General features: G+C 61.2%; 11 protein-coding genes. 5 read left to right on the top strand and 6 right to left on the bottom strand.

The window, feature by feature from the left end; genetic code table 11:
- Nucleotides 1-86: 86 nt before the first annotated feature.
- Both ABD997_RS09070 and sbcD read right to left on the bottom strand, forming a co-directional pair.
- Nucleotides 87-3,797 carry an SbcC/MukB-like Walker B domain-containing protein gene (locus tag ABD997_RS09070; RefSeq protein ID WP_345316694.1) on the bottom strand — a complete coding sequence of 1,237 codons (3,711 nt, stop codon included), beginning with the start codon at nucleotides 3,795-3,797 and terminating at the stop codon, nucleotides 87-89.
- Nucleotides 3,794-5,056 carry an exonuclease subunit SbcD gene (sbcD, locus tag ABD997_RS09075; RefSeq protein ID WP_345316695.1) on the bottom strand — a complete coding sequence of 421 codons (1,263 nt, stop codon included), beginning with the start codon at nucleotides 5,054-5,056 and terminating at the stop codon, nucleotides 3,794-3,796. The genes ABD997_RS09070 and sbcD overlap by 4 nt, the downstream gene beginning before the upstream one ends.
- Before the next feature lie 235 nt (nucleotides 5,057-5,291).
- Here sbcD and glk point away from each other — a divergent pair, with 235 nt between their 5' ends.
- The 4 genes from glk (at nucleotide 5,292) to ABD997_RS09095 (ending at nucleotide 11,471) form a co-directional block, all read left to right on the top strand.
- Nucleotides 5,292-6,266 carry a glucokinase gene (gene glk / locus ABD997_RS09080; protein WP_345316696.1) on the top strand — a complete coding sequence of 325 codons (975 nt, stop codon included), beginning with the start codon at nucleotides 5,292-5,294 and terminating at the stop codon, nucleotides 6,264-6,266.
- Between the two features lie 624 nt (nucleotides 6,267-6,890).
- The gene (adhE, locus tag ABD997_RS09085; protein ID WP_345316697.1) at nucleotides 6,891-9,581 is read left to right on the top strand and encodes a bifunctional acetaldehyde-CoA/alcohol dehydrogenase; all 2,691 of its coding nucleotides are present in this window, start codon (nucleotides 6,891-6,893) and stop codon (nucleotides 9,579-9,581) included.
- Between the two features lie 668 nt (nucleotides 9,582-10,249).
- Nucleotides 10,250-10,693: a hypothetical protein gene (locus ABD997_RS09090; protein ID WP_345316698.1), complete on the top strand. Its 444-nt coding sequence runs from the start codon at nucleotides 10,250-10,252 to the stop codon at nucleotides 10,691-10,693.
- A gap of 112 nt (nucleotides 10,694-10,805) precedes the next feature.
- Nucleotides 10,806-11,471, top strand: a complete 666-nt coding sequence (locus ABD997_RS09095) for a DUF2913 family protein (protein ID WP_345316699.1) — start codon at nucleotides 10,806-10,808, stop codon at nucleotides 11,469-11,471.
- 55 nt (nucleotides 11,472-11,526) lie between these two features.
- On the opposite strand, the gene ABD997_RS09100 is transcribed toward ABD997_RS09095, so the two are convergent.
- Nucleotides 11,527-12,756: an OmpP1/FadL family transporter gene (locus ABD997_RS09100; RefSeq protein ID WP_345316700.1), complete on the bottom strand. Its 1,230-nt coding sequence runs from the start codon at nucleotides 12,754-12,756 to the stop codon at nucleotides 11,527-11,529.
- A gap of 213 nt (nucleotides 12,757-12,969) precedes the next feature.
- The gene (gene putP / locus ABD997_RS09105) at nucleotides 12,970-14,409 is read right to left on the bottom strand and encodes a sodium/proline symporter PutP (RefSeq protein WP_345316701.1); all 1,440 of its coding nucleotides are present in this window, start codon (nucleotides 14,407-14,409) and stop codon (nucleotides 12,970-12,972) included.
- Between the two features lie 54 nt (nucleotides 14,410-14,463).
- Here putP and ABD997_RS09110 point away from each other — a divergent pair, with 54 nt between their 5' ends.
- Complete coding sequence (locus tag ABD997_RS09110) at nucleotides 14,464-14,934, top strand: GNAT family N-acetyltransferase (RefSeq protein ID WP_345316702.1); 471 nt, start codon at nucleotides 14,464-14,466, stop codon at nucleotides 14,932-14,934.
- Between the two features lie 26 nt (nucleotides 14,935-14,960).
- On the opposite strand, the gene ABD997_RS09115 is transcribed toward ABD997_RS09110, so the two are convergent.
- Nucleotides 14,961-15,659: a DUF3379 family protein gene (locus tag ABD997_RS09115; RefSeq protein ID WP_345316703.1), complete on the bottom strand. Its 699-nt coding sequence runs from the start codon at nucleotides 15,657-15,659 to the stop codon at nucleotides 14,961-14,963.
- Entirely contained in the window at nucleotides 15,652-16,218 is a 567-nt protein-coding gene (locus tag ABD997_RS09120; protein WP_345316704.1) for a sigma-70 family RNA polymerase sigma factor, read from the bottom strand. The genes ABD997_RS09115 and ABD997_RS09120 overlap by 8 nt, the downstream gene beginning before the upstream one ends.
- Nucleotides 16,219-16,233 lie beyond the last annotated feature (15 nt).

The following is a 16,233-nucleotide window of genomic DNA, read 5'->3' on the forward strand; positions in this document are numbered from 1 at the left end:
AGCCAGATGCAATGAAATTGCTAACAATGTGTCGCAATTGTTGATGAGGTTAATTCACCCTTCCGACCATTACCTTCCCAGTCTGATCATGAGGTCGTCGTTGCGGTGTTGGTGAGGGCAAACTCGCTGGCCAACTGGCTGTGGCCGAGACCCGCCCGTTTTTGCACCTGGATCTGGACCGGGATGCGCTCCTTGAGGGCTTCCACATGGCTGATCACCCCGATCATCTTGCCGCTGGCGTTGAGCTGGTCCAGGGCATCGAGCGCCGTATCCAGGGTTTCGGGATCCAGGGTGCCGAAACCCTCGTCTAAAAAGAGCGAGTCGATACGGGTCTTGTGGCTGACCAGGTCCGACAGGGCCAGTGCCAGGGCCAGGCTGACCAGGAAGCTCTCGCCACCAGAGAGGGTCCGGGTGTCCCGGACGGTATCCGCCTGCCAGGTGTCCAGCACCGACAACGCCAGGGCATCCCGCTGGCTGCGCTTGAGTTGGTAGCGCCCATGCAGTCGGGCCAGTTGCCGGTTGGCCAGGTGCACCAGGTGCTCCAGGGTCAATCCCTGGGCGAAGCGGCGGAACTTGGCGCCGTCGCGGGAGCCGATAAGTCCGTTGAGCTGCGCCCACTCATCATGGCGTGCCTGCTGCCGCTCCACCTCGGCCACCAACTCGGATCGGGCCTCGCGACGCTGCTGATCGCTCTCGAGCCGTTCGCGAAGCTGCCCCTGCTCACCGAGGCTCTGCTGTCGCTGTTCTTCTATCTCCCGTCGTTCCTGCTCCAGTGCCTGGCTGGCCTGCGCTAGCGCCTCGTCGCCCTCTGAGAGGGCTTTTTGCGCCTCCGGCCTCTGCTGCCAGTGCGCCCTGTGTTGCGCCTGTGCCTGCTTGAGCAAAACATCGGCCTGATGGGCCTGCTGCTGCAGTGCCTGTTTCAGGCTGATCAATTCGGACCACTGGGTTTCGCTGAGCAGGGTGGCCCGCAGGGCCTCGATGTCCGCAAAGCCGGCGGCGGATCCCTTCTGACTGAGGGCATCATGGCGTTGATCGACCCGGCTCGCCAGGGCCTCCCTCTGCGGTGCCAGGCTCTGTGCCTGTCCCTTGAGGGCGGCCACCGCCTGTTGCTGGGCTTGGAGCTCGGCCTCCGCCTGTTTGAGTTTGGACTCCTGTTTGTCACTTCGTTGCTGGATCGCCGCCCTGAGGCTTTCGACGCTGTCGGTGCCAAAGGCCAGGGTGCGTTCGTTCCTGGTGTGCATCTCCCTCTGCTCGATGTCAGCCTGGGTCTGCTCCAGTTCAGTCGCCTGCCCGGCGAGCTCCTGGCTGCGTCGCTGCAGTTGCTCCAGCTTCTCCTGGGCCAGGGCGCTGGCGTTGTGATCCTGCTGCTGGTCGCGCTGGGCCTTGTGCCAGGCCTGCACCTGGCCGGTCAGTCGCGACAGCCACTGGGGTTGCTTCGCCGCTTCCGGCAGACTCAGGCCAAGGGATTGCGCCTGCTGCTGCCAGCGCTCGGTACGCTGCTGCTGACGTTGCTGGTACTGCTGGCGTTCGGCTGCAACGCTCTCGATCTGCTGTGCCAGGTATTGTTGCTGCTGGGCCAGTCCGCTGAGCTTGGCCTGGGCCTGCTGGTGCTGTTGCGCCAGTTTGGCCAACTGCTGCTCCAGCTGGTGACGGCGCTGCATCGCTTCGCGCTGCTTCTGAACCTGCTCCGACAGCCGTTGTTGCTGCTTTTGCCACCCCTGCTCAGCCTCGGCCAGCGCGTCCGTTTGCTCGATGGTGAATGCCAGCCCCAGGGCCTCTCGATGTGGTGCCCAGCTTGCCTGCTGCTGACGCTGTTGCTCCCTGAGGCTCTCCAGCTGCTGCTGCAGCTGTTGCAGGTTTTGTTGGTCGAGCCTGAGCGCCTGGCTCTGCTCGATGCCGGCGCTCTTGAGCTGCTCCACCTCCTGGCGTAACTGGCTCAGTCGGTCGGCGGTGCTGGCGTCATCCTGTTGCTGGTACTCGGTCACCAGTGGGTGTTCGGTGGCACCGCAGAGAGGGCAGGGGGTGTCCGGTTGCAGTGTCGCCCGATGGGCGTCCAGGGAGCGGATCTGCTGCTCGAGGGCGTAGCGTGCCTCCAAGTCCTTGAGGTGGGGGGTGCGCTGCCGCAGCTGTTCCCGTTTCAGCTCCAGCTCCTGCTGCTGGGAAGCGATGGCCCTCTCAAGGGTGCCCTGGCGGGCCAGCAGGGGGGTAATCTGTTGTTGGGCGTTGAGCCAGAACCGGGCAGCGGTTTTGAGCTCCTGCCAGTGCGGCCCCTGTGCCTGGAGCTGCTGCAGTCGCGGCTCCCATTCGTCGGATCCGTCCTGGGGCGGCGGCGCATGTGCCAGCGCCTCCTGGGCCTGTTGCAGCGCCCGTTCATGTTGCTGGGACTCTGCCTGAAACTGGGTCAGCTGCTCCCCAAGGGGGCGTTGCTGGCCCTGGAGCTCCTGATGGCGCTTATCCAGTTGTGCCAGCTGTTCGCTGTCGCTTTGCTGCTGTTCGGCAAACTGCTGCCACAGGGCCAGCTGGCGATCCAGCGCCTCGGCGTAGCCGTGCTGCTCTAAAAAGCGTGCCCGTTCTGCCATGGTTTGCTGCCGCGCCTGCTCTGCCTGTCGCAGTTCGTTGTGTTCCCGCTCGGCTTCGAGCCGCTGCTGATCCAGGCGCAGCTTCTCGCCCTGAACGGTGGCCCGCTGCTGTTCGCACTGCGCCAGGGTGTTGTCCAGTGGGATCAGGTGACTGAGGATCTGCGCCTCCTCCTGAGCCTGACGCTGGCGCTGCTGCGTCAGCTCCGAGGCTGCCCGCTGTTGCTGCGCTTCCAACTCTGTCAGCCGCTGTTGCTGACTCTGCAGTTGCTGCTTGAGCTGCTCCTCTTGTTGGCTGAGGGAGGCCAGCTGGGTGCGATCCTCATCCAGCTGGTTGAGCAGGGGCGCAAGGGGCTGGGCCGGCTCCGCCTGCGCCAATTTATCCAGGTCCTCCCTGTGCGCTTCATAGCGGGTGGCAACCGCCTGCTGCTGTACCTCAGCCTCCTGCTGCCGCTGCGTCAACTCCTGGGCTTTTTGCAGCCACTGGCGTTGCTGGTCCAGCGCCGACAGTTGTGTCTCAAGCTCGGTTTGTTGGGCCTTATGCTGTGCCAGCGCATCGTTCAGTTCGCTGCGCGTCTCCGGACTTAGCAGTTCGACCGCGTCCGCCCGGGCGCGCAGGGTGTCGAGCTCCGCTTTGCTGGCGGCGGCCTGGTCAAACACCTGGGCGGAGATGCGACCGTAAATCTCGGTACCGGTCAGCTCCTCCAGCAACTCCGCCCGCTCGTTGGCACTGGCGTTAAGAAACGCGGCGAACTGGCCCTGGGAGAGCAGCATCGATTTGGTAAAGCGGCCGAAGTCGAGCCCGGTCAGTTCGGCGATCAGCGCCAGCTTGTCCTTGACCTTGTCCGCCAGGATGGTGCCGTCGTCAAGCTGGGCCAACTCCACCAGCGGGGGCTGCAGTTTGCCATCGGGGGCATTGCGGGCCCGACGCTGGCTCCAGAACGCGCGATAGCCCACCCCTTTGACATCGAACTCGACCTCCGCCAGGCAGTCGGCGCAGTGGCGAGTCATCAGCTCGTTCTGGCTGGGAGAGACACTCAGGCGTGGTGTCTGGTGGTAGAGCGCCAGACAGATGGCGTCCAGCAGGGTGGTTTTGCCGGCCCCGGTGGGGCCGGTGATGGCGAAGAGGCCGTTGCTGGCAAAGGGCTCCTGGGTGAAGTCGATCTTCCACTCTCCCTTGAGGGAGTTGAGGTTCTTAAATCGCAGGCTGAGGATCTTCATGCTTGGGCCTCTTCGGACTCGTCCAGTTGCGCCAGGGTGTCGGCAAATCGCTGTCGAAGGGCATTGCTTTGGGCCTCGTCCAGAGACTCCAGCGCCAGGCGGCGATGGAACACCTCCTCCACGGTCAGCTCGGTCAGGGTCTCGCGCTCCTCCCCCTCCAGGGCCCGTGCCTCGGTGGTTCGGGCGCGGCGCACCAGCAGAACCTCCACCGCCTTGCCCTCGGTGAGCGCCAGGATCCGGTTTTGCAGGTCGCTAAGATAGGCCTGGTCGGTTACCTCAATATCCAGCCAAGTGGTCAGCCCCGGTGCCGCTTGTGCATCGGCTGGAGAGGAATTATCCGGCCATTGGGCCAGTTGCTGCTCCAGGCTTGCCAGATCCCCCTTGAGCATTGCCATTGGCTGGGTGGTGGGCACCGGCAGCGGGGTCGCAGAGACAAAGCCGGTGTGGTCCAGCTCCACCAGCAGTACCTCCTTCTCTTTGCCCAGTTCATCGAAACTCAGGGGGATGGGGCTGCCGCTGTAGCGCAGGTGGTCGCTGCCGGCGATCCGCTGCGGGCGATGGATATGCCCCAAAGCCAGGTAGTCCACCGGAGGGAAGGCGCTGGCGGGAAAGGCGTCCAGAGTGCCGATATAGAGATCCCGTACCGATTCACTCTGGCTGGCACCGACGCAGGTCAGGTGGCCAGTGGCGACGATCGGCAGTGGACCTGCTCCTTGCTGTGCCAACTCCTCCCGTAGCTGGCAGGCGTGGCGGTAGACCCCCTGGTAGTGTTCGCCGATGAGCGCCTGCAGCGCCTGTTTCTTCTGTTCGGCGGAGTGGCCCGCCTCGGAGTGTGCCAGGTCACGCGGGCGCAGGTAGGGGATGGCGCAGACCAGGCCGAGGGGCTTGCCTTTGGGATCCTTGATCACCACCACCTGTTGGGCCGGATCCATTTCCGCCCGGGCAACCAGGTGGGTGCCCAGGCAGGAGAGCAACACCTTGGACTCCTCCAGCATCGCCACGGAGTCGTGGTTACCCCCCAGCAACACGAGCTGGCAGTCCGTCTGGTGCAACCGAACCACGAAGTCGTTGTAGAGGCTGCGGGCGTAGGAGGGGGGCGTGCCGGTATCGAACAGGTCCCCGGCGACGATCAGGGCATCGGCCTGGTGGTGCTGGATCTGTTCGAGCAGCCAGTCAAGGAAGGCGCGATGTTCGTCCAGGCGACTTTTGCCGTAGAAGTGTTGTCCGAGGTGCCAGTCCGAGGTGTGGATGATCCGCATAACTGCCTAAAGAGAAAGCGATAACTGAGTGCCACGATCCTACCTCAGATCCGGGTCGGGATCTGTCCTGATGGCAGAACACCGGGCAAGTGATTGTGGCGACACCGCTTTTGCATTCGTATTCCCCTTTTATCTGTTCCCAGGTTCGGTAAGATGAGTGGCCCTTTGACGGGGCGCCCGCCAAGGAGCGCGGGCAGGGACCTCTGCGTACAATCCGACTCAAGATTGGATCACTATGGAACAGCACACACAGATCATCGTCGCCGACATCGGCGGCACCAACGCCCGCTTCGCCCTGGCCCGCCGTGAGGGGGCTGACCTGCTCATCGAGCACGCCACCCACTTTCCCAGCCGCGATTTTGCTTCCCTGGAGCAGGTGGTTCGCCACTTTATGGCGCAGTTGCCCGACGGCGTTGAACCCCAGGGGGCGTGCCTGGCGGTGGCCGGCCCGGTTGGGGTGGAGAGCGTCAACCTCACCAATCTGAACTGGCAAGCCAATATCCGCGATCTCGGGCGCAACCTGGGCTTGCCCAAGCTGTCGGTGATCAACGACTTTGTTGCCTACGCCTACAGCATCCCGCTGCTGCCGCCGGAGCAGCTGCAGAGCGTTAAACTCGGTGAGGGCGCCCTGGGCGCCCCCATGGTGGTGTTGGGACCGGGCACCGGCTTCGGTGTCGCTTCCTTGAGTCCGCGCCCGGATGGCAAATGGCAGCCCATCGCCTGCGAAGGGGGACACATCAGCCTGGCGGCCACCAATGAGCGGCAGGCCGCCCTAATTGAGATCTTGCGGCGTCGCTTCGCCCATGTCTCGGTGGAAACCGTGCTCTGTGGTAATGGACTGGTGAACCTCTACCGGGCGATGGGGATCCTGCTGTCGATGGACCCGCACCTGGAGACCCCGGCGCAGATCACCGCGGCTGCCCAGGAGGGCAATGATCCCCTGGCGCTGGAAACACTCAGGGAGTTCTGTCGCTGGCTGGGTAGCGTCACCGCCGACATGGTATTGGCACAGGGAGCGCTGGGTGGTGCCTTCCTCGGTGGGGGGATCCTGCCTCGGATCAAGGAGTTCCTGCAGCACAGTGACTTCACCCAGGCGTTTGGCCACAAGGGCGCGATGACCGGCTACCTGGACCCGGTGCCAGTTTCCCTGGCTCTGAAAAGCGATACCGCCCTGATGGGCGCGGCCGCCTGGTACTTCGACCACGGCTAACCCCCCCGCCCTGCAAATCCCCCATCCCGGTCAGTCTGCTGACCGGGATTTTTATTGGTGCATCCTTTGCTGGCTAAAGCTAAGGCTCAAGTTCCTGGTTCCTAAAAAACTGTTCTGAATTGTGGTACCCCCCGCCTTTTGCGAAGGCAACCTGGTGCAGTCGAGCACCAAGCTCTTGGGAACTCGGATCTGGGCCCGAGTTCCTAAGAGCCGGATCAAAGCCTAAGGCTTCTGGGCTTACTGGAAAGTGGAGCATATTTAGGATCAGCTATGTAGCACAGAGAACCGAGAACCTGGTTTTAGGATCTCGGAGCTCACGCTCAGGAACCGAGGTTCATAACAATAGCGCCCGCACAGCGCTATCAAGATCGCACATTTAACCCCTTTTCCCTGACAAAATTTACCTTTTTGCTGCTTTTTCTTAGCAAGTGACCCCGGTCAAATTTTTCCCTTCCTCCCCTCCCTATAATCGGCCCAGAGAGTCGTTGAGTCAGCCTCTGTCCAACAGATTATCCATCGGAAATAAAGGTGTTTTTTCACTCATGGATAGGCTGGTGGCCGATACCGCTAAAAACACTCATCACGGGGGCTGACTCATCGATTTTCAATCTTTAGGAGTCACGTATGCGAGTTCATGACAGGGCCAGCCTGGATGCCATGGTGGCGCGGGTTAAGGCCGCCCAGGCGCAGTTCGCCACCTTCACCCAGGAGCAGGTGGATGCCATCTTCCGAGCCGCCTCCCTGGCGGCCAACAATGCCCGGATCCCCCTGGCGCGCCTGGCGGTCGAGGAGTCGGGCATGGGGATCCTGGAGGATAAGGTGATCAAGAACCACTTTGCCTCCGAGTTCATCTACAACAAGTACAAGGAGGAGAAGACCTGTGGCGTGCTGGAGGAGGATGACGCCATGGGGACCATGACCATCGCCGAGCCGGTGGGCCTCATCTGCGCTATTGTGCCCACCACCAACCCCACCTCAACGGCGATCTTCAAGGCACTCATCGCCCTTAAGACCCGCAACGGGGTGATCTTCTCTCCCCACCCCAGGGCCAGGAACGCCACCAACGTGGCGGCGCGGCTGGTGCTGGAGGCCGCGGTGTCGGCCGGTGCGCCCGCGGGGATCATCGGTTGGATCGATGAGCCATCGGTGGCGCTCTCCAATGCGTTGATGACCCATGATGATATCAGCCTGATCCTGGCCACCGGTGGTCCGGGCATGGTGAAAGCCGCCTACTCCTCCGGTAAGCCCGCCATCGGGGTGGGGGCGGGCAACGTTCCCGTGGTGATCGACGAGACCGCCGACCTCAAGCGGGCGGTCGCCTCCATTATCCTCTCCAAGACCTTCGACCATGGGGTGGTGTGCGCTTCGGAACAGGCGGTGATTGTGCTGGATGAGGTCTACGACCGGGTTAAGGCGCGATTTGCCCAGTCCGGCGCTCACCTGCTCAGTCCCGAAGAGGCAGACAGGGTACGGGCGGTCCTGCTGATCGATGGCCAGCTTAACGCCGACATCGTCGGTCAGTCCGCCACCACCATCGCCGCCATCGCAGGAGTCGAGGTGCCGGCGGATACCAAACTGCTGGTGGGGGAGGGGGTGACCATCGACCTGAATGAGCCCTTCGCCCATGAGAAGCTCTCCCCCACCCTGGGGATGTTCCGCGCCGCTGATTTCGAGCAGGCGGTGGCGATGGCGGTGCAGATGGTGGAGCTGGGGGGGATTGGGCACACCTCCGGCCTCTACACCAACCAGGACACCCAACGGGAGCGGATCCGCTACTTCGGCGCGCAGCTGAAAACCGCGCGGATCCTGATCAACATCCCCACCACCCACGGCGGGATTGGGGATCTCTACAACTTCAATGTCGTCCCCTCGCTTACCCTCGGCTGCGGCAGTTGGGGTGGCAACTCCATCTCCGAGAACGTGGGGCCAAAGCATTTGATCAACAAGAAAACGGTCGCCAAGCGGGCGGAAAACATGCTGTGGCACAAGCTGCCCAAGTCGATCTACTTCCGCCGTGGCTCCCTGCCGGTGGCGCTGGAGGATCTTCGCGATAAGCGGCGGGCCTTTATCGTCACGGATCGCTACCTCTTCAACCAGGGACACACGGATGGGTTGGTGAAGCAGCTCAAGGCCCAGGGGATGGAGGTGCACAGCTTCTTCGAGGTGGAGGCGGATCCAACGCTGTCGGTGGTTCAGCGCGGTGCCGAGGCGATGCGCAGCTTTCAGCCGGATGTGATCCTCGCGTTCGGTGGCGGCTCGCCGATGGATGCGGCCAAGATCATGTGGGTCCTCTATGAGCATCCCGATACCGATTTTGCCGATCTGGCTCTGCGGTTTATGGATATCCGCAAGCGGATCTACCGCTTTCCCAAGATGGGCCAGAAAGCGGAGCTGGTCTGCATCCCTACTACCTCAGGGACAGGTTCCGAGGTGACCCCCTTCGCGGTGGTAACCGACGATAAAACCGGTGCCAAGTACCCGCTGGCGGATTACGAGCTGACCCCGAACATGGCAATTGTCGATGCGGACCTGGTGATGACCATGCCCAAGTCGTTGACCGCTTACGGCGGGTACGATGCCGTGACCCACGCCCTGGAAGCCTATGTGTCGGTGCTGGCGAACGAGTACGCCGATGGTCAGGCGCTGATGGCGCTGAAACTGCTCAAGACCTACCTGCCCACCAGTTACGCCCAACTGGCCCAGGACCCCATCGCCCGGGAGAAGGTGCACAACGCCGCGACCATCGCCGGCATCGCCTTCGCCAACAGTTTCCTTGGGGTGTGCCACTCCATGGCCCACAAGCTGGGGGCCGAGTTTGGCTTGCCGCACGGTCTGGCTAATGCCCTGTTGATCAGCAATGTGGTGCGGTTTAATGCCACCGACAAGCCCACCAAGCAGACCGCGTTCTCCCAGTACGACCGGCCCCAGGCTCGTTGTCGCTACGCGGAGATCGCCGATCACCTTGGGCTATGCCAACCTGGTGTGGGACTCGATGAGAAGGTGGAGGCGTTGATCAGCTGGCTGGAGGGGCTCAAGCGCGAGCTTGGGATCCCCCTCTCCATCCGGGAGGCGGGCGTCGCCGAGCCCGACTTCCTGACCAAGCTGGAGGAGCTGGCAGTGGATGCCTTCGATGACCAATGCACCGGCGCCAACCCCCGCTATCCCCTGATCTCGGAACTCAAGCAGGTGCTGCTGGCTTCCTACTACGGCCGGGCCTACCGGGATGGGGAGGAGTACCATGCGGATGCGGGTGAGCCCGAGTTAAAAAGCGAGCCGCAGCTCACTGCGGTAGCGTCCCCCGCTCCGGCGGCCTGATCCATTCTTCCCTAGCTCACCACGCTCGATTCACTTTAGAGGCGTGGTGAGCCATTGTCGCTGACCGGATCTTGATCACAAAGAAAGCTGCGGCGGACGCTGTGGGTAACCATCACTTTTATCCCAACAGGCAACCCCAATGCCGAAGAGGCCATTGACCGTGCTATTTAAGGTAAGAAGGGATTTGCTCTCAAGAACGCCACTGTTCACTCCAGCTTTTTCTGGATCCCTTATAGCTATGGGCAGAGCAAGATCACCGTGGAAGGCGAAGTCGTTACGACTCCAGAGCAGCACGCTGCAAATCAAGCCGCAGTTAATCTGTAACTAGTTCTGGCACCTAGACCTGCCCGCCATTAGGCGGGCTTTTTCATCCAATAAATAGGATTAGGCATCTGTCTTTGTGAACACGTACAGCATAGTCTCATTGTCTGGATATTTTTTGGGGTAAGCATCTCTTGGAAGGCCTAGAGCGCAGGCCTTTCTCAGGCCCGCCGCCGTTTGATACTTCTGTTCGAACGCCGTACCCAAGACGCTCCCATTCTCGAGTTGGCTATTTTGCCGTGCCAAGCACACCTTTCTAAGGTGGCCCCTTCTTTTGTCGACTCCCTGCTTAGCGAGATTTAACCATCTACAATCAGCACTCTACGAGAATTTTTCCGGAGTTTGCTATGACAGCACTGCGTGAGCACCCACCGGCCCCATGGCACCTCTGGTTGGTGGCCATATTGGCGATCGCCTGGAACGCCATGGGGGCGTTGGATTACTACCTGACCCAGAGTGGCGATGCGGAATACCTCAGCGCCTTCACGCCTGAGCAGGTGGCATTCTTCACCGGTTTCCCGGCCTGGGTGGATGCCAGTTGGGCGGTGGCGGTTTGGGGCGGCCTGTTGGGGGCCCTGCTGCTGTTGCTGCGCAAGTCGTTGGCGGTGCCTGTGCTGCTTATCTCCCTGCTGGCGATGGTGTTGACCACCATCCACAACTACCTGCTGATGGATGGGTTGCAGGTGATGGGCGACCCCTTTTCGCTCACCTTCACGCTGGTGATCTTCCTGGTAGCGCTGTTCCTGCTGCGTTACGCCAACCGTCAGCGCCGCAACGGTGTGCTGCGCTGAGTGATTGCAGCCGCACCCAGGCCCTTGAGTCGCTCCCCTGTCCATGATGAGATATCGCCGCCCATGAGGAGTTGCCCATGGGCGGCGTTGTATTGATTTTGGGAGTCGCACCATGGCCAGCACATTTAACCGGGATATCTATCAGGTCGTGACCACGGCGCTGTCTGAACTGACGGAGGCGCAGGCCAGCGGGCGGGTGCCGCGGACGCCGTTGAGCGAGGCTCACTTTCTGGGTCGCTGGATCACTCAGGCGCTAAAGCTGCATCGTTTTTCCCGTACCACCGTGGAACAGCTCAAGGCGTGGCAGCAGCAATCCCGCTCCCGAGGCAAGGGTGCCGAGTTGACCCCCCTTTTTCGGCAGATCCAGGCCTGGTACGGCGCTTTACTGACTGTGGACGACGGTGGCACTGCCATGGCGCCGGTGCAAAAGCCTCAGCTGGCGGCGCTGCTGGAGGAGATGGTGACGTTGGATTGGCAGGTGGAAACCACCTACCCGGTCAGGGGACCCTGCCATCACCACAGTGAGGGGCGAAGCTCGCTGGTGGTCTGTGCGGATGCACTCTCTTCGGCCTTCGAGGGGGAGGGTACACTGGCGGTGCCGCTCTCCCTGTACGCGCGGGGAGAGGTATCGGTATTAATTGCCAGGGCATACCAGCAGGGGCTACTGCTGCATAAAGTCAGCGACTACCGCGCCTTGGTGAAGTACCACGGCGAGTATCGCCTCTACCCGGACAACGCGGGCCCGATGCTTGCCGAGTTGCCCGCTTTGATTGCCTGAGGAGCAAACAAAAAAAGAGGCCTTGCGGCCTCTTTTTTCATGCAGTCAACTGGGATCAGAAGCTGCGGCTGTACTGAATACCAACGTAGTTTGCGCCGGCTTCGGTAGTCGCGTTGAGCACACCGCCAAGGACGGAGTTCTCGACCACGTTCACCTCTTCGCCAATCACCTTGGTGTAACCGATGTCCAGCGAGGAGGTCGGGCTCAGACGGTAGCTGGCACCCAGGGAGACCCACTGACGATCGGAATCCGGGATGGAAACCGATTCGACCTCATCGATAACGCCCTGATCGAAGCCGTAGCCGGCACGAACCGTCCATTTTTCATTGATGTCGTAGGTACCACCCAGGCTCAGGAACCAGGAGTCTTTCCAGGCGTACTCTTTCAATTGGTTGTAACTGCCATCCAGGCCGGTGTAGTCCACTGCTTCAAAGTTGCTCCAGTTGGTCCACTGGGCGGTGTAGTGCAGGGCAAATTTCTGGGTCAGTTTATGGTAACCGGCGAACTGGGCGATATCGGCCAGCGGTACGTGCAGTTCGTCCTGCTCTCGGTTTAGGTAGAAGATGTCGCCGGTGGCATCGATATCCGGGCTAAAGCGGTAGCTGAAACCCAGGCGATGGTTGTCGTTGATCTCATAGGCCAGGCCGATAATCCCGCCGATGCCAATGCCACTGGCATCGGCGTTGACCGCTTCAAAAGGAACGGGACCAATATTTCCATTTCGGGTCAGGGTACCCATGCCGTACACCACATCAATACCGGCACCCAGGCTCAGGTAGTCGTTGATGCGGTAGGACATGCTGGCGTTCAGGGTCATGGACTTGACCTCGGTCTTGCCCAGCAGATCCGGCGATACCGGATTATCTTTCAGCAGCTCAGCGGTGTCGGTACCGGTACCAAAGTTGGTGAAGGCGCCGAAGCCGAAGGCCCATTTGTCGCCGACCGGCTGGATGTAGTAGATGTTCGGCACCGGTGAAGATTCAGCGGCATTCTCGATGCTGCCCAGTTCGGTTCCATTGAATTCCACATTGCTGACTTCGACTTCCGGAGCCACATAAGCCAGGCCTACGGAGAAGGCTTTCTCATCAAACAGCGCCATGGCGGCGGGGTTGCGGGCCAGCACGGCGGCGTTGTCGGCAATGATGGCATCACCGGCAGCGGCGCGACCGAGCATGGTCGCGGATTGGGAGTTCAGCTGGAAGCCAGCGGCGAAAGCCGGGCTGGCAACCAGGCTGACCGCCGAGCTCATGGCAGTGGCGATCAGCGTCTTGTTCATCGTTTTCATCGAGGTCTCACTTAAACGGCAGTGGATCGTTTTAATATTGGGGACGCATTCTAGGCAGTCGGGGTAGGGTGACATATCCGACCAGATGCTTTTTTGCGGTTAACGTCGTTAAAAGTGCGAGCTTATTCCCGTTTTCTTGAGGTAACTGTATTCGGCACTTTGGGCGAATGTTAAAAAAAGGGGCGCCAGAGGCGCCCTTTGTTGTGCTCGGGTTTAGAGCATCCGCTCAAATTCGGCATGTTGCTGCCGGATCTGGTGGCTAGGTGGTGCCAGTTGGCTGAACAGCACTCCGGCCAGCGTGGCCATAAGGAAGCCCGGCAGGATCTCGTAGAGATCGAACAGGCCACCGGAGAGGGGCTTCCAGATCACCACGGTAGCGGCGCCGGTAATAATGGTGGCGATGGCGCCGGTGCGGCTGAAGCCATGCCAATAGAGGGAGAGCAGGATCACCGGACCAAAGGCGGCGCCGAAGCCGGCCCAGGCGTAGGAGACCAGGCCCAGGACGCTGGTTTGGGGATCCAGGGCGATGAGGGTGGCGATCACCGCTACGGCCAGCACCGTGAGCCGCCCGACCATCACCTTCTCCCGGTCATCGGCGTTGGGTCGCAGCCACTTCTTGTAAAAGTCTTCCGTGACCACCGAGGAGCACACCAGCAGCTGGGAGTCGATGGTGCTCATGATGGCGGAGAGGATGGCGGCGACCAGGAAGCCGGCGATCCAGGGATTGAACAGCACCCGTGAAAGCTCGATAAAGACGGTTTCGGCATTGTCCAGGGCACCACCGTTGAAGTGGATAACCCCGGCCAGACCGGTGGCCAGGGCACCGAGCAGGGAGATCAGCATCCAGCTCATGGCGATGCGCCGGGAGCGGGGCAGGTCCTCGACCTTACCGATGGCCATGAAACGGGCGAGGATATGGGGCTGACCGAAGTAGCCCAGTCCCCACGCCATCAGGGAGATGATCGCGAGCGCGGAGAGCTCCTCGGGCAGCAGATCCAGCATGCCCGGCTCCAGGGTTTGGGCGGGGGCATCGTTACCCAGGAACACTACGGCCGGTACCAGCAGCAGGGCGATCAACATCAGGATCCCCTGGAAAAAGTCGGTCCAGCTGACCGCAAAGTAGCCGCCAACAAAGGTGTAGGAGACGATGATGGCGGATCCCACCATCAGGGCGGTGGTGTAATCCAGGTTAAAGACCTGCTCGAACAAAATGGCGCCGCCCACCAGGCCGGAGGAGGTGTAGAAGATGAAAAAGAGTAGGATAGTGGATGCCGCCACCAGCCTTAACACGCCGCTGTCGCCGAAGCGGGTCTCCAGGTAATCCGGCAGGGTGAGGGAATCCCGGGTGAACTCGGTGTAGATCCTCAGGCGCTTGGCCACCAGGTGCCAGTTGATCCAGGCCCCCAGTACCAGACCGATGCCGATCCAGGCTTCGCTCAGGCCCGACAGGTAGATGGCACCGGGCAGGCCCAGTAACAGCCAGCCGGACATATCAGAGGCGCCGACACTCAATGCAGTGACGGCGGGGCCCATCTGCCGTCCGCCGAGGATGTAATCTGAGGTGGTGTTGGTTTTTTTGTAAGCCAGGATCCCGATGACCAGAAGAAAGATCAGGTAGGCAAAAAAGGTGATGCTGGTGGCGGTTGATATCATAGTAACGGCTCTTTTCGAGTTCTAATTTTGACATCCAATAAGAGGACGACGTCCGTGAGCAGTGTCACGTTACCCATTGAAAACATGATCTGGAAGGAGTTTAAGGATCTGGGCGTAGAAGATCTGTATGCATTGTTGCAATTGCGCGAGCGGGTCTTCCAACTGGAACAGGAGAGTCTCTATGCGGATCTGGATGGGCTGGACCGGCATGCACAGCACCTGCTGCTTTACTGCCCGGAGGGGTTGGCGGGCTACTTGAGGCTGATCCCTGGGGCGGAGGTGACCAAGTTGGGCCGGGTGGTGCTGGCTTCGGAGTTCCGGGGGCAGGATCTGGGCGCCAAGCTGGTGCGGGCGGGGATCCTCAGAGTATGGGAGCAAACTCCCTCGGCCAGTATCAAGATCTCCGCCCAGCAGGGCCTGGTGGAATACTACAGCCAGTTTGGCTTCGCGGTATGCTCCGAGCCCTATGACGATGGCGGTGTGATGCACCTGGACATGTTACTGACGCCGCCCTCGCACCCATAGGGACACGTCTGCGCTTCCCATTGCGGTTACAGAAGTTTTAGGTCACTCCTGAGACGCTCGACCAGGGGTTGCAACTGCTGCTCCCGGGTCCCCACCAGAGCCAGGTGCAGCGGGCCCTTATCCAGTCCCAGGCCGAGGTAGCTGTCGTTGGCGAACTGATGAGGGAGGGTAAGCTGCGATTGTGACGGGATCACAAACAGCGTTACCCGGCCCTGATCCGACCCCATCACCACGTGCAGGCTGCGTACGCCCTCGAAATGGCAGTAGTTGGCGTAGTAGATCTCACCGGGGATGTCGCTCAGGGTGCCGCCGAGGGCCGCCAGCTTGGTATTCAGGGCGTCCAGGGTGATCTGCTCATCGATATGGGCCACGAAGTCCTGCTCATGGGCCATATGGGCCAGGGCGTGCTCACCGAGATCCGCACTTCGCTGTCCCGACACCAGGAACAGACCCAATGCCAGCAGCGCCACGGAGGCGACCAGTCCTAGTTGCCAGCGCTGTCTTCGCGCGCTTCGGTGCACCTTTAGCTGCTGCTGCAGCAGCAGGCGCTCCGCCAGATCTGCAGGGACCGGCACCTTGATGGCGCAGGCGAGTTGTTGATCCAATGCCCTGAGCTCCTGCCAGAATGCGTTTTGAGCCGGGTCACCTTCGGCGATTTGGCGCAGTTCCTCATCTTGTCTATTCGGATCGGCGTAGAGACGCCGGCGAAATTCAAGGTCATCCATTCTTCTGCCCCCCAGTCTTGGCATTATCCTGCATCGCTTCTCGCAGTTGGTTGCGGGCTCGGAAAAGTCGGGTCATCACGGTGTTGCGATTGAGCTCCATGACGGTGGCGATCTCATCACCGGAAAAGCCGTACAGGATCTGCAGCAGCAGAGGCTCGCGGTACTCCGGCTCCAGCTGCGCGATCTGCCGGCGCAGCCAGCGCTGCTCTATGGTTTGTTCCGGGTCGCCCTGAGCGGGATCGGCCACCTGCACCTCATCGAGATCACTGAGATCGAACTGCTTACGTTCAAACCGCCGGGCGTTTTCCCGTCGCAAGATGGTGATGAGCCACGCCTTGGCAGCCCCCTCATCTTTGAGGCTGTCGAGGGATTTCCAGGCGCGCAGAAAGGTTTCCTGCACCAGATCGTCTGCCACGGTGGGGTTGTGGCAGAGCCAAAACGCATAGCGGTAGAGATCGGCGTGCAGGGCACGCACCAGGGCTTCGTAACGTCGCTGTTTTGTCATCATCTCTGAAGTGACCGAAGCCGCCAGCTGTTTCTTTCCTACTCCGCCAAGCATTTTTGAAACCTTGTG

Origin of the sequence: Ferrimonas gelatinilytica, assembly GCF_039544205.1 — a bacterium.
Taxonomy (GTDB): domain Bacteria; phylum Pseudomonadota; class Gammaproteobacteria; order Enterobacterales; family Shewanellaceae; genus Ferrimonas; species Ferrimonas gelatinilytica.

What these genes read in the sequence shown, in the direction of transcription:
- putP (WP_345316701.1), bottom strand. Translation starts at nt 14,409, where the DNA reads ATGATATCAACCGCCACCAGCATCACCTTTTTTGCCTACCTGATCTTT.
- sbcD (WP_345316695.1), bottom strand. Translation starts at nt 5,056, where the DNA reads ATGCGGATCATCCACACCTCGGACTGGCACCTCGGACAACACTTCTAC.
- ABD997_RS09090 (WP_345316698.1), top strand. Translation starts at nt 10,250, where the DNA reads ATGACAGCACTGCGTGAGCACCCACCGGCCCCATGGCACCTCTGGTTG.
- glk (WP_345316696.1), top strand. Translation starts at nt 5,292, where the DNA reads ATGGAACAGCACACACAGATCATCGTCGCCGACATCGGCGGCACCAAC.
- ABD997_RS09100 (WP_345316700.1), bottom strand. Translation starts at nt 12,756, where the DNA reads ATGAAAACGATGAACAAGACGCTGATCGCCACTGCCATGAGCTCGGCG.
- ABD997_RS09095 (WP_345316699.1), top strand. Translation starts at nt 10,806, where the DNA reads ATGGCCAGCACATTTAACCGGGATATCTATCAGGTCGTGACCACGGCG.
- adhE (WP_345316697.1), top strand. Translation starts at nt 6,891, where the DNA reads ATGCGAGTTCATGACAGGGCCAGCCTGGATGCCATGGTGGCGCGGGTT.
- ABD997_RS09070 (WP_345316694.1), bottom strand. Translation starts at nt 3,797, where the DNA reads ATGAAGATCCTCAGCCTGCGATTTAAGAACCTCAACTCCCTCAAGGGA.
- ABD997_RS09120 (WP_345316704.1), bottom strand. Translation starts at nt 16,218, where the DNA reads ATGCTTGGCGGAGTAGGAAAGAAACAGCTGGCGGCTTCGGTCACTTCA.
- ABD997_RS09115 (WP_345316703.1), bottom strand. Translation starts at nt 15,659, where the DNA reads ATGGATGACCTTGAATTTCGCCGGCGTCTCTACGCCGATCCGAATAGA.